The 15,992-nt window shown below is 37.5% G+C and carries 14 protein-coding genes; 2 read left to right on the plus strand and 12 right to left on the minus strand.

Annotated features, from left to right (window positions below; translation table 11 throughout):
* The 5 genes from AC2JBO_RS22640 to AC2JBO_RS22660 form a co-directional block, all read right to left on the minus strand.
* The coding region (locus AC2JBO_RS22640) for a non-ribosomal peptide synthetase (protein ID WP_496955910.1) at positions 1-1,949 on the minus strand (1,949 nt) is incomplete at its 3' end.
* Positions 1,950-2,006: 57 nt separating this feature from the next.
* Entirely contained in the window at positions 2,007-2,684 is a 678-nt protein-coding gene (locus AC2JBO_RS22645) for a DUF6875 domain-containing protein (RefSeq protein ID WP_496955911.1), read from the minus strand.
* 417 nt (positions 2,685-3,101) lie between these two features.
* Complete coding sequence (locus AC2JBO_RS22650) at positions 3,102-3,257, minus strand: hypothetical protein (RefSeq protein ID WP_496955912.1); 156 nt, start codon at positions 3,255-3,257, stop codon at positions 3,102-3,104.
* A 611-nt stretch (positions 3,258-3,868) separates the two neighbouring features.
* Positions 3,869-5,656, minus strand: a complete 1,788-nt coding sequence (locus AC2JBO_RS22655; RefSeq protein ID WP_496955913.1) for a vWA domain-containing protein — start codon at positions 5,654-5,656, stop codon at positions 3,869-3,871.
* Positions 5,646-6,710 (minus strand): AAA family ATPase, encoded by a 1,065-nt coding sequence (locus tag AC2JBO_RS22660; protein WP_496955914.1) that lies wholly within the window; start codon positions 6,708-6,710, stop codon positions 5,646-5,648. The genes AC2JBO_RS22655 and AC2JBO_RS22660 overlap by 11 nt, the downstream gene beginning before the upstream one ends.
* A 249-nt stretch (positions 6,711-6,959) precedes the next feature.
* On the opposite strand from AC2JBO_RS22660, the gene AC2JBO_RS22665 reads away from it, so the two are divergent.
* A complete protein-coding gene (locus tag AC2JBO_RS22665; protein WP_496955937.1) occupies positions 6,960-7,118 on the plus strand; it encodes an FAD-dependent oxidoreductase in 159 nt (52 codons plus the stop codon).
* Positions 7,119-7,163: 45 nt separating this feature from the next.
* On the opposite strand, the gene hypE is transcribed toward AC2JBO_RS22665, so the two are convergent.
* The 7 genes from hypE to AC2JBO_RS22700 form a co-directional block, all read right to left on the minus strand.
* A complete protein-coding gene (gene hypE / locus AC2JBO_RS22670) occupies positions 7,164-8,234 on the minus strand; it encodes a hydrogenase expression/formation protein HypE (RefSeq protein ID WP_496955915.1) in 1,071 nt (356 codons plus the stop codon).
* Positions 8,218-8,595 carry a VOC family protein gene (locus tag AC2JBO_RS22675; RefSeq protein WP_496955916.1) on the minus strand — a complete coding sequence of 126 codons (378 nt, stop codon included), beginning with the start codon at positions 8,593-8,595 and terminating at the stop codon, positions 8,218-8,220. The genes hypE and AC2JBO_RS22675 overlap by 17 nt, the downstream gene beginning before the upstream one ends.
* Before the next feature lie 398 nt (positions 8,596-8,993).
* The gene (hypD, locus tag AC2JBO_RS22680; protein ID WP_496955917.1) at positions 8,994-10,136 is read right to left on the minus strand and encodes a hydrogenase formation protein HypD; all 1,143 of its coding nucleotides are present in this window, start codon (positions 10,134-10,136) and stop codon (positions 8,994-8,996) included.
* Positions 10,137-10,207: 71 nt separating this feature from the next.
* Positions 10,208-10,468, minus strand: coding sequence for a HypC/HybG/HupF family hydrogenase formation chaperone (locus AC2JBO_RS22685; RefSeq protein WP_496955918.1), 261 nt, complete (start codon positions 10,466-10,468; stop codon positions 10,208-10,210).
* A gap of 8 nt (positions 10,469-10,476) precedes the next feature.
* Complete coding sequence (gene hypF, locus AC2JBO_RS22690) at positions 10,477-12,807, minus strand: carbamoyltransferase HypF (protein WP_496955919.1); 2,331 nt, start codon at positions 12,805-12,807, stop codon at positions 10,477-10,479.
* 27 nt (positions 12,808-12,834) lie between these two features.
* Entirely contained in the window at positions 12,835-14,013 is a 1,179-nt protein-coding gene (locus AC2JBO_RS22695; RefSeq protein ID WP_496955920.1) for an NHL repeat-containing protein, read from the minus strand.
* A 14-nt stretch (positions 14,014-14,027) separates the two neighbouring features.
* Positions 14,028-14,504 (minus strand): NifU family protein, encoded by a 477-nt coding sequence (locus AC2JBO_RS22700; RefSeq protein WP_496955938.1) that lies wholly within the window; start codon positions 14,502-14,504, stop codon positions 14,028-14,030.
* A 746-nt stretch (positions 14,505-15,250) separates the two neighbouring features.
* On the opposite strand from AC2JBO_RS22700, the gene AC2JBO_RS22705 reads away from it, so the two are divergent.
* The gene (locus AC2JBO_RS22705; RefSeq protein ID WP_496955921.1) at positions 15,251-15,979 is read left to right on the plus strand and encodes a 16S rRNA (uracil(1498)-N(3))-methyltransferase; all 729 of its coding nucleotides are present in this window, start codon (positions 15,251-15,253) and stop codon (positions 15,977-15,979) included.
* Positions 15,980-15,992: the final 13 nt, after the last annotated feature.

A 15,992-nucleotide genomic window follows, 5' to 3' on the forward strand; every position in this document is an offset into this window, starting at 1 on the left:
ACAGGTTGTTCTGAACCTAAATATTCTACAAAGTTTTGAAATACAAGAACATTAACATCGGCGCCATGAACACAAAATAAAGGCGCCTTTTTTCCATAAGGTTGAATAGGTACTATAGTTGACCATATCTCTGGAGTCTCTTTTTGAATAATATTTGCAAGTTCTTCTATCGTCGCAGCTTTCAAAAAGGTTGCTAATGGCAGTTTTTTTGCAAATTGATTTTCTATTTTGATTAACATTTGTGTTGCGAGTAAAGAAGTACCTCCCAACTCAAAGAAGTTGTCAAAGACTCCTATTGACTCAATTCCTAGAAGTTCTTGCCAAATGGATGCTACCTGAATTTCAATAGTTGATTTAGGTGCAACAAATTTTTCAAGTTCTTCGCGTGTGTTGTTAGGAGCAGGTAACGCATTACGGTCTACTTTGCCGTTGGCGTTTAGTGGTAAAGCTTCTAAAATCACAAATGATGAAGGAACCATGTATACAGCTAATTTGGAAGTAAGATAATTCCGAATTTCACTCTTCGTGATTGTTTGTCCTTTTTCAAAAACTATATAGGCAACTAACTGTTTTTCTCGTCCTTCATCTGAACGTGCAATAACTACAGTTTCCCGGATATTTGGTAGTTGCAGCAAAGTTGTTTCAATTTCTCCAAGTTCAATACGGAAACCACGAATTTTAACTTGGTGGTCTATACGTCCAAGAAACTCAATATTCCCATCGGGTAAATAGCGTGCTAAATCTCCTGTTTTGTAAAGTCGCTCTTTTGAATCGGCGCCAAATGGGTTAATAATAAAATGAAGAGAAGTAAGTTCGGGACGGTTGAGATAACCATTAGCTAAACCGGCGCCACCAATATATAATTCTCCAGCTTCACCATGTAAAGTTGGTTGTAAGTTCTCATCTAATATATATATAGTCGCGTTCAAAATAGGTTTACCGATAGGCACCACGCTAGTATTAATGTTCGGCTGACATTTCCAAAATGTGGCATCGATAGATGCTTCTGTTGGTCCATAAACGTTATGTAGCACTCCATCTAAACCCAAGCGCGCGAAAAATTGGTCTATCAACTCTGTAGGTAAAGCTTCACCACCACAAGAAATATGCCGTAAATGAGAACAAGCTTCGATACCCTTTTCTTCAAGAATGACTCGCAGCATTGAGGGAACAAAAGCTGTAATGGTGATTTGCTCTTGAGCAATGAGTTTTACCAAGTAAGCACTATCTTGATGTCCTCCTACACGAGGCAAGACTAACTGTCCTCCAAAGCATAGTGGCCAGAATATCTGCCACACTGAAGGGTCAAAACTAAAAGATGTGTTTTGTAAAACTTTATCTAAAGCTGTTAAACCAAACGTTGACTGGCGCCAAGTCAGTTGATTTACAATTCCACGGTGAGGAACCATTACACCTTTAGGTTTTCCAGTAGAACCAGAAGTGTAGATAACGTACATCAAATCATCAATGCTTGCATCACAGTCTGGATTTTCTTGACTGTGTTGAGATATTGTATTCCACTGTGAATCAAGACAAACCAACCGCGCACTCAATGCTGGAAGCTTTGGGAGTAAATTACTTAACGTAAGTAGAATTGGTATTTGAGTATCTTCTAATACAAAACTTAATCGCTCACATGGATAGTTTGGGTCTATCGGCACATAGGCACCAGAAGCTTTGAGAACTCCTAAAATTGCCACAACCATTTCAAAAGAGCGCTCTACACAAATTCCAACTAGCACATTCTTGTTGACACCTAGAGAACGTAAATAATGTGCTAATTGATTTGCTCGTTCGTTTAGTTCGCAGTAAGTAAAAAACTTGTCTTCTAAAACTACTGCTACAGAGTCAGCAGTTTGCTTTACTTGCATCTCAAACATTTGGTGAACGCACTGTTGCAAAAATGCACTGTGATTTTGAGCAATTTCGGATAAAGTATTACTTTTCACAATCAGTTTTTTTTGTATATTTATTTACATACACTCTGTCAGATTTGGCTACGCGCGTTAGCTAACAAGTGTATTAAATGCTTTTAATTCTTGTTTTGCTGTCGTTAATGCCTGTATTGCTTGGTGATAGTTTTTTTCGTCCTTAAAATTGTTGGCAAAACGTTTTAAGTACATTTCAATATATTTAATACGTACCTGGGGTTCATCACCTGAAAGTTTAAGAAAAGGTAAATCTGGTTCTACCATGAAACGAATAGCAAGCATTGGGATGGGACTACGAAGAGGACGAAAGTTAGGATTATGTAAACCTGGACTTTGATTACGCATATGAAATTCACCAAGCATCAGTCCTGCTTCCACAAAAAAAGGCTTTAATTTTTTTTGTACGTCATCAATTAAATTTGGGGTATTTTCAATATTGACATCAGGGAAAAGTAGTAAGAATACTTTAAATATTGAAGCGTCTCCAGAAGTTGGTTCTGTTTGTAAAAAAATATCTTTATAACCTTTGATAATTTCTGCTATGTCTTGCACAGTATAATTTTGAGGACGAATAACTGCTAATTGAATAGTGTCTGCTTTTAATGAATAAGGTATGTAAGGACATACTTTACCGCTTCGACCTAAATCAGAATGTGGACTTGCCAGAAAACTCCTTATCCATTCAGATGTTTGAATCAAATGAGGCAAATCATTTTGAAATTTCTCAATTTCATTAGATGTATAGAGTTGCATGAATGCTCCCTTGTAAAAAATAAATATCTAGATGTTTTGACAATATACAGTTTTCAGAAATGCGTCCCTGTATCAATTCCAATACAAAAATGAACAATTATTTGTTCATCAACTGTATTTTTACTCGCTTTACTTGAAAGATTTATGAAGTTTATATTTAAATTCCCTTCAGATTTTTAAAGTTTTATTATATTCATTTGCAAGTTAATGATAATCATTCCTTTATGAAAAAAAATCTACAAACATTTGTATTAATATTTACAGCCTTTATTCTTGTACGTAAGTTATATTGTTAAAGTTAATGTATATTTTTTGTATTTTTTTTTATTAAGTATACTAACACAAATAAAGAGGTAGCATTGTTACGTCTTCATAGTGCTTTTGTATTGCAAGCAAAAAGAATATTAGTTTTCTTTACTAATCAGCTCTAGCGCTGCGCGTTAGAGATGGGAAAATTGCTTGAAAACCTTGCTGTCGTTGACCAAGGTCTTCTGTACCACCTCGACCTTTGACTTGAACTCGTTCTGCGTTCATATTCCGGCGCCATATAACCCTTAGCTTGATAACACGCATTCATATTTTTTCTACGAGCAAATTTTACACTATTTCTTTTAATATATATATAGTTATGTATTACACAAAAATACTTATTATCTTAATATATATATAGTTATATATCAAACAAAAATACTTAATAAAATTTATAAATTATACGAGTAAGCCAGTTACAATATATTAAAGTGAATCTTTAAGGGCAACTTGTGACTTTACACATTGTTAAGGCCAGTTAATAATCAAAAAAATAGAGATTAAATTAATAAATGTAGCATTTTTGTGTAAGAGAGGTCAGTATTATTACTAAGTTTTTTATATTTTACGTGTTTATTCTCCTCCGGAGACACTCCGTGAACGCAAAAAAAGCGCTTTTTTATAGAATCAATATATGTATAAAGGGTAATTTTGATACAGCTTTATGCTTTTTTCCCTATGTAGAAGCATAAAGTGGTGTAAATAACTTTGATTTATACTGAAGACTGTTTAACTATTTTCTTAGGGCTAAATTCTATTTTAAATCTCTCTTTCTCTCTTCTCTCCGTGTACTCTGTGTCTCTGTGGTAAAAAACTATAATCACCGCACAGGCAAGATGCCTATGCTACAAGACTGCAAAATTGATGACAGTTTATTAGCTAATTCTAAAAACTTTTCCTTTGGGAACAAAAGGTAGGTATCTTTGTGCAGGGAGTAAAAAAGCATGTTCTCGACGTATGTGTAAGCGGTCACAAAATCCATCGGTAATAATTAGTAGTGGTCCATCCTTGGGAAAATCTTCTGCTTTCTCCAAAATATCGATTCCTGGTTGTAATACTGTACCACCTCGACCTTTAACTTGAACTCGTTCTGCTAAAGATTCCGGCGCCATATAACCTTGGTCGTAAGCAAACGCATCACAGAAAACAACCCGTACATAAGGGACATCATGAGAAATACTATAACTGGCAATGGCGCCTAAAGCTTTCCCTAATAATTCCCTTTCCATCGAACCAGAAGTATCTAAAATTACTCCAAATGTTCGACCTTCTTCAGCGCTGCTATCAGGTATATAACGAGGACGGGGAATATCTGGAGTAGAAGACTGGCGCCGACTGGGGCGAGCATATGACCTAACTTGAACTAAAGGCGAAAAATAATTATCAAACCATCTTGCTAACTCCACATCCCAAGGAATAGGAGGATGATTTAAAGCACGAATTTCTTCAACTAATCCCAAAGGCAAAAAACCTCTGTTTTGTTCGTGATGATAAACAAGTCCTTGATTTAAACAACGACGATAAAAATCATCTAGTTCCATACCATCACCATGAGTCCACCAATCAGGTATTCCTTCCCCTAAAATGTCACATTGTCCTACACCTCGCAATGTGGCGAGTTTACGGAAGCGACGTAAATCTGTCACTATTTGGTCATATATAGCTTCTGCGGATAAACCTTTTAACTCAGGGTCGTATAATAAACCAAATTTTGGTAATTCTCCCAAACCCATTTCTATTAGCCAGGAATTAATTACATAATCGCAAGCAACGTTCCAAAAGTAAAAGTCTCTTCCTTGGCGCCGCATATCATGTCTCAACCCTACGTGCAATAATTCATGAGCAATAACAAATCGACATTCTTGGTCATCAAGTCCAGCAGCAGGGTTAATAAAAATTTCTTTATTTTGAATATCAACGGCAGCTACCGAAATATCTAAACGTTGACAAACTAATGGGTCTTCAATAATTTCAAAATTTGCTGCTAAGGCGCCTAATAAAGGATAACTATTAATGAACCATGACTTTGCTCTGTTTGCTGGAGTATCTTTTTCTATATTTGCTCCCAAATAAGGTTCGCGTCCTCCTGCTACATTTACTGCACTTGTAACTGCACGAATTAAACCTTTGCCTAAGCTTGCTTGCCAGTCAAAGTTACGATTTGAATAATAATTATTATTATGTTTAGGAGATTCTATAATCATATCAGTAAAGTTATATCCAGGAATCCCATTCAGACAAAATTCCTGATATAAGCTTTCTTCATTACGAGTAGAAGCATTTATAGAGAAATTATATTCATCTGGCGCGCGTCCTAATTTTAAATCATTGAGAAATTTAGCTATATAATAATTACATGCGGCATTCCATTCTCGAAAATTTGTTTTTTGCTGAAAATGTCCAAATCCTAAATGTAATAAACAATGAGCTAGTACATATGCCCATTCTTCTTTTAAACCACGTCTGGTAGGGTGTACATGAATGGCGCCATTACTTGTAACAACACCCCAACCCTTGGGTGGACATTGATTTCCTTCTCTACGTATAATATTAGCTTTATAAATTAGCTCCGTAAACATGGGATGCTGACGAATAATTGCACATCCTTCATTAAAATTAATTAATGCAATGTCTTTGCCTGGTTCATTTTTTTTACTTGGCATTTTCTTTTTGTACCAAACGCGGCAAATCTCTAACAATTTCTACCATGAGCCAACTTGGTAATGCATCACCTTTTTCTCCCAACGCAACAACCATTTGGGCTATTTCTAAGCTGATAGATGCAAGGTCTTTAAGTAAACTTTTCGCCCGATGAGCTAAATCTTTTTGACTACCTGTGGCTATTTTTTGTTCTTGAGGTAATTCTTTGATGAGTTGCGCGCGTAACGACTGTGCCAAGAAGTATAAAACATCTCTATCTTCTGGTTTTGTCGGCCAACCAATATCACCTTTAAGAATAGCACTTAACTGATACTTACTTTTAATTTGTTTAATAAAGCCTTTAAATTGGGTTGCATGGTGAGGAGACAAACAGCCAATAGCTAAAACTTCCAGCCAGTTATCAGTAATACTCTCACCAAATTCGTGTAAAGCATCACTCAACATGTGCCAAGAGCGTGGTGTCGAAAAAGTTTCTTCATGTTTAGGAGGTTGACTCCACAAATGGTCAGGACGAGTTTGAATATATTCAATTACCCAAGGATGAATATTATTATTTTTCGCCCATTCTAACCAATCTCGATGTGAAGCTTTTAAATGCACATGAATCATACGGTTGAGTAAAGCAGAAGACATTGGCTTAACAATGGCACTATCAGACGCGCGATTCCCGGCACCGATTACAATAGAACCAGCAGGAAGATGATACTCACCAATGCGGCGCTCGTGAATTAAACTATAAAATGCTTTCTGTACTTCATGAGAGCAAGCATTTAGTTCGTCTAAAAACAAACAGTATGGTTCTGAGCGCGCGATTATCTTTGGCGGACAGAAGCGACTTGTGCCATCTATAATTTGTGGCACACCAATTAAATCTTCCGGCGCCAGTTGACTGCCAAGTAGTGAAACACATGGTATTCCGACTTCTTTGGCAAATGCTTCTACTAAAGATGATTTACCAATTCCTGGCGCCCCCCAAATAAATACTGGTCGTACTACAGCCACGTTCAGTAGAAATTCGGATAGTTGCTTTTGAGTCAGTGCAATTACTTGATTCATTCAATACCAATTTGTATAAATTAATTTAACTTAATCACAACTATAAGCTGGTGCGTGACGCTACAAGTCTTATAATTATATTTAAGTTTGTTTATAGCGTCACACACCCTACTTGTATTCTATTTACAACACTAAAGCAAGGGTATTATTTCGGATTACTCAAGCGCGGAGGCACCTGCTAGATTTAATTTACATTACAAGTATACTACATTGACTTGTTCAGCAGTAAAGCAGTTGAGCTAACTACGAATTGATAATTTTTTTCTTGAGTCAGTAAATAATCTTTATTTTGCAGGCGAACATACCAGCTCATTCTATGAATGCCAAGGTTTTATGGAAGGCGCCACGCTAACGGGTATCACTGCTGCTAATCAAATACTAAAAGATTTCAAGGTCACAACTAAATAGGAGTTTGTAATAAATAAACTATTTCTATCATGATTATCGCTCATATCAGCAAATCCTAGGTAATTGCTCACCTACTAACATATCAACAATTCGTTCGGCGCCAAAACCAGTCTTTAACAATACAATTCCTGGGGGTGCATCAATTACTTCTCCAATTATACGCGCGTTTAAACCTGCTGGATGTGATTTCATTGCTGATAACACTGTGTCAGCGTCTTCACGTTTGACAACAACTACTAATTTTCCTTCGTTAGCTAAATACAAAGGGTCAAAACCAAGAATTTCACACACACCCTTAACTTCTTCTTTGACTGGTATTGCTGCTTCATCTAAACGTATACCCACATTCGCACTCGCAGCAAATTCATTTAAAACTGTTGCTAAACCGCCGCGCGTTACATCTCGCATTGCATGAATATGAGGACACGCATCAATTATAGTAGCGACTAAATCATTCAAAGGTTGGCAGTCGCTCTCTATATTACTATCCAACGCTAACTCACCGCGCGCAATTAGTATTGAAGTACCATGATTACCCAATTCACCGTTAATTAATATAACGTCACCAGGTTGGATATTTTGAGTAGATATATTTATTTTGTCAGATATTACTCCAATACCAGTAGTGTTGATAAATAATTTATCTGCGGCGCCTTTCGGCACTACTTTTGTATCACCTGTAACTATTTGTACTCCTGCTTTATTTGCCGCAGTTTGCATACTTTTAACTATACGCCTTAGTGTTTCTACTGGAAAACCTTCTTCTAAAATGACGCTACAAGTTAAATATAAAGGTTTGGCGCCACTAACAGCTAAATCATTGACTGTGCCATTTACTGCTAATTCTCCAATATCACTACCTGGAAAAAATAACGGGTCAACAACATAAGAGTCAGTAGTAAAGGCAAGTTTATTGCCGTGTTGCATTAAAGAAGCTATATCGAAAGTTGCTTGATCTTCAAGCGGCGCCAGATATGAGTTATTAAATGTATTCACAAAAATATCATCAATTAAATCGCGCATTGCTTTACCACCACTGCCATGCGCGAGCGTAATATTTTTATCTCGTATTGACGCGCGTTTGTTAAGTCTAATAGCATTAAGAGGATTTTTCATAAAAGGTTACACATACACCGTTTGGATCAAGCACCACAAATTCTTTCACTCCCCAAGGTTTTGTTTCTAATTTGCCATCTTGGTGAATTATTTTACTGTCTATAGATAGCAATTCGTTGTAGTATTGTTCAAGCTGGTTAACCTGGATACGTAAAGCTATTGACTCAGCTAGGAATATATAGTCATTTTTAACTAGGAAAATTTCTGCTGCATCGCGTTTGACTATTGCCATGCGCGCGGGTTGTCCTTCTTTGTGAACAACTTTAAAGCCCAGTTTTTCATAGAATTTTACTGTAGTTTCTAAATCGGCGCCAGCAGGTATCAGAGGGCTTATATTTCCTAATACAGGTTGTTGAGTCATATGATGTTAAGCTTTTGTAGTAATAGCTACAATAAAAACTAGCACAGTCAATAATTGACTTCAACAACTATATTTTTAGAAACGAACCGCAAAGGACGCAAAGAACGCAAAGGAAGAAAAAGAGAGTTTTTCATGCTTTTTTAGTTACGTCTACAGAATGACCTTTGGCTATTTGTACTGTTACGAATGGCATACTATTGCTCTCCTTTGTATTATTTTGTGTACTAAATCTAATGATGGATCTCCTCCATACTTCCTCTTCGCGTCCTTTGCGTTCTTTGCGGTTCGTTTCTCCTACCTCTGCGCCCTAATAGTCTCGTAGTAAAAAAATACAATCCACTGCATAGGCACCGGCGTTCCACCCAACGTACAATTTCCTGACGATGTGTACAATTTCGTTAAACGGGAATTTGATTTGTTTGGTTAATTTGGTTGAAGAGTTTGGAGAAGCGTCCATATTTATAGTAGGCAGCACAGGCGCCTTCATTAGAAACCATACAGGTGCCTATTGGGGTTTCTGGTGTACAAGGGGTTGCGAATACTTTACATTGCCAAGGTTTGAGAACTCCTTTGAGTATTTCTCCGCATTGACATGCTTTGTGGTCGGCAACTTGATTGTTGGGAATGGCAAATTTTGCTTCGGCATCAAAGCGCGCGTATTTAGGACAAATTTTGAAACCAGAAGCTGGAATATATCCTAAACCTCGCCATTCAAATTCGGAGCGCACTTCAAATACTTCATTCATTGCTGTGATTGCTTGAATGTTTCCTTGTGTTTGAACGACACGACTGTATTGATTTTCGACTTCGCAACGATTTTCTATTAGTTGTCGTAGTAGCATCCAAATTGATTGGAGAATGTCTACTGGCTCAAAGCCGGATATAACGATAGGTTTATTATACTCTTTAGAAATAAAATTATATGGGTTACAGCCGATTACCATGCTGACGTGACCGGGACCTACAAACCCATCTAGCTGTAAATCTGGGTTATCGAGTAAAGCTTTTAGTGCTGGAATTACTAGTACGTGGTTAGAAAATAAACTAAAATTATGAAGATTTTCACTTTCCGCTTGCAAAATTGTATAAGCAGTGCTTGGAACAGTGGTTTCAAATCCAATACCGAAGAAAACTACTTCTTTATTAGGATTATCTCTTGCTATTTGTAAACTATCTAATGGTGAATAGACCATACGAATGTCGGCGCCTTCTGAAGAAGCTTGTAATAAGCTTGTTTTAGAACCGGGAACTCGCATTGCATCACCAAATGTTGTAAATATAACATTTGTATGTTTGGCTATAGCTATTGCATCATCAAGTTTTCCTTTTGGCATTACGCATACTGGACAACCTGGCCCATGTATTAATTCGATTGTATCTGGTAGAGCGTCTTCAATACCATATTTAAATATGGAGTGCGTATGTCCACCACATACTTCCATAATTTTTATATGTTTGTTTAATATTTTTGATAATGTTTCGATTTCACGGAGTAATATTTCTCCTTTTTGAGGTTCTCGGTATTCATCAACGTATTTCATGTGATTTTTAGATTTTAGATTAATTTAATAGATTGATTTGTTTGAATTTAGGTATGATAACCCTTAGCCAATTAATTGCTAAGTGCTGCTTGCGCGGCTGATAGTTCTTGCAAGATGAGCAAGGTTTCAGCCGCTTCTTTCTCATTTATTCGATTCATTGCAAAGCCTACGTGTACTAATACCCAATCTCCTATACAATCAGTAGGAGAGTGATTTTCGTCAATAATGCAGGCAATATTGACTTGGCGCCTGACTCCACCTACATTGACAATAGCGAGTTTATTATTGGTATCAGTAATTTCAACAATCTGACCTGGGATTCCTAAACACATAAATATAATTAATTAGAAGTAATTAATCGTGCAGCGGTGATGACTGCTTGTCCTAGAGAAATTCCACCATCGTTACAAGGTACTAAACTATGAGTAATTACTTTTGTATCTAGCGTTGCTAATTTGTCTTGAAGCTGTTCTAACAAAATAGCATTCTGAAAAACTCCACCTGTTAAAGCAATTTGATTAAATTTATATTTCTGTCGTAGATGATTTACCATCTGAATGACAATATTAATCAAACCTTGATGGAATTTAGCAGCAATAACTTGTTTTGGTATATTTTGCTGCAAGTCATCCAAAAGTTGAATCCACATTGACCTTGAATCAATATAACTAATATTATTTGATTTTTCAATTTCAAAGCTATAACTTAGTGATTCTTTATTTTCACACAATGCTTCCATTTCAATAGCTGCTTGTCCTTCGTAACTACATGTGTCACGACAAATACCAATAGCAGCAGCAACAGCATCAAACAGGCGCCCAACAGAAGAAGTGAGAGGTGAATTAATTTGTTGGTTTATTATTTGATTTAGTAGTGATATAGGTTTCGTTTGTAAAAACTGGAATAATTCTAGATTTCCATACTTAGACACTAATTCTTGCCAATTGTATTTTGATACCAAATGAGCATAAGTATTACGCCAAGGTTGATGAATGCTTAAGGCGCCTCCTATCATTGGAACAGGTCTGAATGTTGCGACTCGCGTAAACTCACGATAGTCAGCTAAAAGAAATTCTCCTCCCCATAATGTCCCATCTTCACCATATCCTAAACCATCGAAAGCAATGCCCAAAATAGGCGCCGCATTAATATCTAAACCATTCTCTGCCATACAAGCAGCAACATGAGCATGATGATGCTGTATTTCAATTAGTTGGTTATTAGCTGCTAATTGCTTTCCCAGCTTTGTGGATAAATACTCAGGGTGTAAATCTGTTGCAATTGCTTCCGGTTTATGCTCAAACAAGTTTAAATATAAATCAAGCGCTTCTTGGTAACTATTAAAGGTAGCTACATTTTCTAAATCTCCTAAATGTTGTGAAATAATAGCTTTACCGTAACGCAATAAACAGAAGGTACTTTTTAACTCACCTCCCATTGCTAGAATTTGAGGTGAAGCAGCAAAACCAGAGGGTAGATGTATAGAAGCAGGTGCATATCCGCGCGCACGTCGAATGATTCGAGTTTGATCACCAACGACTCTAACCACCGAATCATCCACACGGTTAATTATATCTCGGTTATGGAAAAGGAAATAATCGGCGATGTGTCCTAACTTCTCGCGCGCTTCAGAGTTATCAATACACTGTGGTTCATCAGATATATTACCACTGGTAAATACAATTGGACGATTCATCCGTTTGAGAATCAGATGGTGAAGCCCAGTATATGGCAACATAAAACCGAGAGTATTTGAAGAAGGCGCCACTAGTGGTGACAGAAAATCTCCTTCTTTTTTCTCAATTAAAACAATAGGCGCCGCAGCAGATAAAAGTAATTCACGTTCTTTAGCATTAGGAGTACAATATTTTTCAATAACAGAAATATCGCGCGCCATCAAGGCGAAGGGTTTGTGGTATCGTTGTTTTCGTTGGCGGAGTTTTTTAACTGCAGTTTCGCTACTCGCATCGCACGCCAAATGTACTCCACCGAGACCCTTGATGGCAACAATTTCCCCTTTTTGTAATAAAGTGCAAACGGCATCAACTTCATCTAACATTGAGAACATAGAAGCTGTAAAAGGTTTGCCATCAGCACGTTCCAACCATGCCGAGGGTCCACAAATATGACAAGCTGTTGGTTGAGCATGAAAGCGACGATTTTTGATATCATTATATGATTCAAGACATTCACGGCACATAGCAAAGCTTGCCATGCTAGTATTATTGCGGTCATAAGGTATGGAACGAATAATGCTTAGGCGTGGTCCACAATGGGTACAGTTAGTAAAAGGATAACGGAACCATCGACTATGAGGGTCGAAAATTTCGCTTTGACATTGTACACAGGTGGCAGTGTCGGGTGTAATTTCGGTATTGACTACATTATTAATGCTTTTAGAAATTACAAAATTATCAAAATTAAATTCACCCTCAGATATATATTGTGTTCGTGTTATTTCATTTATTCTTGCTAAGGTTGGGCATTCTTGCTGTAATTGACGAACAAATTTATCTAAATAATCTTGACTTCCATAAGCCCTAATAACAACTCCTTCACCGTCGTTATAAACTTCACCACATAACCCATTCTCTACAGCAATGCGGTAAACTGTAGGACGAAAACCTACTCCTTGAACAGTACCACGTACTCGTATCTCTTCATACATCATTTATAAAACTCTTCCTTCTCTTCTTTCTTACCTTTGCGTACTTTGCGTCCTTTGCGGTTCGTTACAAAGGCGCCATAATAATATTCGATTATTTCCAGAATCAGAAATTACAGCAATATCACCACATATATTGATGCCATAACACCAATTAACACTGTTACGCTTAGGTAATCCAAAATCACCATTTTCTGATTTACTTTTAAAATCCTTTTGTCCCACTAACGCATCAGCATCTGCCCCATATAATAATGTAGAATTTTTCCATCCTAACAATCGGGAATTAGCAGTATCAGCAACAATTAACCAATCACCAAAAGCATCAACACCATATGGCATACTAAGACTACTGGCATTAGGAAAATAAACACCTTGATTTAACTCAACAAAATCAAAGCTTTTCTGTCCTAGCACCACATGACAGGGAGTATTATTTTCTTTTGGCATACCCTCCCAAATCATCACACGGTTATTACCAGCATCGGTGACAACTAAATTTTCTCCCCAAAATGTAATATCATGGCACCAACGCATACTCGAAGCTCCGGCAGTTGCACCACCATTCTCATTGCGCTCAACCATATTAGGTTGTCCCAAAACTAAATCAGCGGGTTGAGCATTCTCGCTTGGTAACTCATACCACACCAATACCCTACGATTACCAGTATCAGCAACAAAGAGCTTACCTTGATGATAAAAAACACCATAACACCAATTAAGAGTATTTGCCGCAGCAACTTGTTTACCCCTATTAGGTAGATTATCAGTAAAGTTAGTTTGCCCTAGTACAATATCTGCTGGCACATTACTATCTTGTGGAACTTCCTTCCAAATTAAAACGCGATGGTTCCAAGCATCAGCTACAGCTAAACCATCACCACAAACACAAATACCTGTCGGAACACTTAGAGTAGTATTTCCAACTGTAGTTTTAGCATTTTGTCCTTCATGAAAAAAATCAGGTTGCCCAATTACCCAGTCAGCAGCTTGACTATCTTGAATTGGTAAATTTTGCCATCCCAATAACCGATGGTGTCCAGTATCCGCAACCCATAGAGAACCATTTTTAGATACCAAACAGGCGCCACGGGGAGCAAACATATTAACAGCACTAGGCGCCAGAGGTACAGCTAACTCTTCGGGTGTAACAACTCTACCTAAAATACAGAAGGCGCCAATATCAGAAAAGGGCAACTTAGGAATAAACACTACCTATAAACTTATTACTTAACAGCAACAACTTTTGTAATTTCAGGACAATATACTTTAATAGTCTGCTCAACACTTTGAGATAAAGTGAAATTAGAAGAAGGACAACTTTTGCATGTACCAGTAAATCTAACCTCTACTACATCTGGTAATTTAATTGCCACCAACTCAATATCACCGTTATGGCTCTTTAAACTAGGACGAACTTCATCAAAAGCAGCTTGTAAACGTTGCTCAAGCTTTTGTTTTGGAGGTTTAACCAACTCATGATAAGCCAGCACACCATATACAACTTCATCTTGAACAGCATTACGCAAAGCCGACATTGATTCAAGCTTGACACTTTTAATTAAGCGCGCGAAAGCTTCCTTGTGCAAAGCCTCAATAGCCCTTTTCAAGCCAGCAGCCACACCTCGCTCTCGTTCATCCCAATCAGCTATAATCGCCTCGAAGCGACCAATTTCCTTAACCAGTTCTTCCAAATCATTCATTGAATTAAAAAAATAATAACAACGTAGGATAGGCATCTCGCCTGTCCTGTCTTACAACACCAAGAGCCAATTTTTACCACAGAGGAGCCACTCGCGTGCGGTGAGTCCACTTGGCGGTGTCGGTTTCCGTCCCGCCAAAGTGGCGAACCCGAAGGGGGGTTCCCCCCGTTGAGCGAAGTGGCGTACACGGAGGGCACAGAGAAGAGGTAGGGTGCCTGAAAGCCATTACAATCTTAAATTGAATGAAATATTAAACTGCTTTCACGCACCAACGACAGGCGCCTAGTCTCAGAATTGTGGCAATTTAATAAGTCCTGCTTGTTTCCAGTGTAGCCATTCCATTATTAAATAAAGTTCCTATATTTACTTTTAATCGAATTACCAAAAAACACTTTAGCTACAAAAAACCAATAACAATACCATTTTTTTCTGCGCGCGCAAGCTGTAATTATTTATCCTATTCCTCTTTTTGTATAAAAGTCATCTTGGTAAATACGGAAATGCGGTCTGACTCTTCTAATGTCGGCGCCCCTTGAAAGCTTAGTACAAATGCTATGTTAATGTTACTTTCAAATCCAATTGATTTAAAAAAGTTGCTAGCCTTGATTCAACAATTTTGCACCATTGTCTAAAATAAGGAATGGAGTCAAAATTGTTTATAAGAATGTATGAAAAAGCAAGAAGTTGCTATGATGCGTAGTGAGTTTATGGCAAAGTCAGCAGCCTGAAGAATTTATGAATTGCACATGGCACAATTACAACGTATTGCTATTTCTCCGAACCAACTTCAAGATAATCGCATTGTACTGGCAAAAGAACAGCATCATTATTTATCGCGCGTTCTGCGGTTGTCTAATGGTGATCAATTCATTGCAATCGATGGAATGGGGAAATGGTGGTTAGTAAAATTACAGTCTGATTACGGAGAAATATTAGAAGCGTTAGAGGTAAATACTGAGTTAAAAGCATCTATAAGCTTATTATTAGCTTTGCCTAAAGGTAATGGTTTTGATGATGTGGTACGTGTTTGCACTGAATTAGGTGTTGATAGGATTGTGCCTACAATTAGCGAACGTACTCTTCTCAATCCTAGTTCGCAAAAGCTTGACCGCTGGCGCCGAATTGCAGCAGAAGCAGCAGAACAGTCCGAACGTGCGTTTGTTCCAACTATTTATGAGCCAGTTACTTTTAATCAGGGGTTAAGTTTATTTGAAGCTGAACAAAAGTATATTTGTGAAGGTCGCGGTGATAACCCACATCTACTTGAGTGTTGGCGCCGAGTATATGTAAGTTCTAGTCAAGTTAGAGTAGTTGTTGCTGTTGGCCCGGAAGGTGGATGGAGTACACAAGAGTTAGAGTTTGCTGTGAATGAAGGGTTTGAGGTAGTGTCGCTGGGAAAACGAATATTGCGCGCGGTTACGGCGCCTGTTGTGGCACTATCAATTTTAGCTGCGGAATTGGAATGCTTATTATAACTATAAATAAAAA

Source organism: Calothrix sp. CBUCES-K 9914, assembly GCF_059640475.1.

Excerpts from the sequence above, each read along its gene's own strand:
- AC2JBO_RS22645 (WP_496955911.1), bottom strand. The coding sequence starts at position 2,684 with ATGCAACTCTATACATCTAATGAAATTGAGAAATTTCAAAATGATTTG.
- AC2JBO_RS22650 (WP_496955912.1), bottom strand. The coding sequence starts at position 3,257 with ATGCGTGTTATCAAGCTAAGGGTTATATGGCGCCGGAATATGAACGCA.
- AC2JBO_RS22655 (WP_496955913.1), bottom strand. The coding sequence starts at position 5,656 with ATGCCAAGTAAAAAAAATGAACCAGGCAAAGACATTGCATTAATTAAT.
- AC2JBO_RS22660 (WP_496955914.1), bottom strand. The coding sequence starts at position 6,710 with ATGAATCAAGTAATTGCACTGACTCAAAAGCAACTATCCGAATTTCTA.
- hypE (WP_496955915.1), bottom strand. The coding sequence starts at position 8,234 with ATGAAAAATCCTCTTAATGCTATTAGACTTAACAAACGCGCGTCAATA.
- AC2JBO_RS22675 (WP_496955916.1), bottom strand. The coding sequence starts at position 8,595 with ATGACTCAACAACCTGTATTAGGAAATATAAGCCCTCTGATACCTGCT.
- hypD (WP_496955917.1), bottom strand. The coding sequence starts at position 10,136 with ATGAAATACGTTGATGAATACCGAGAACCTCAAAAAGGAGAAATATTA.
- AC2JBO_RS22685 (WP_496955918.1), bottom strand. The coding sequence starts at position 10,468 with ATGTGTTTAGGAATCCCAGGTCAGATTGTTGAAATTACTGATACCAAT.
- hypF (WP_496955919.1), bottom strand. The coding sequence starts at position 12,807 with ATGATGTATGAAGAGATACGAGTACGTGGTACTGTTCAAGGAGTAGGT.
- AC2JBO_RS22700 (WP_496955938.1), bottom strand. The coding sequence starts at position 14,504 with ATGAATGATTTGGAAGAACTGGTTAAGGAAATTGGTCGCTTCGAGGCG.
- AC2JBO_RS22705 (WP_496955921.1), top strand. The coding sequence starts at position 15,251 with ATGGCACAATTACAACGTATTGCTATTTCTCCGAACCAACTTCAAGAT.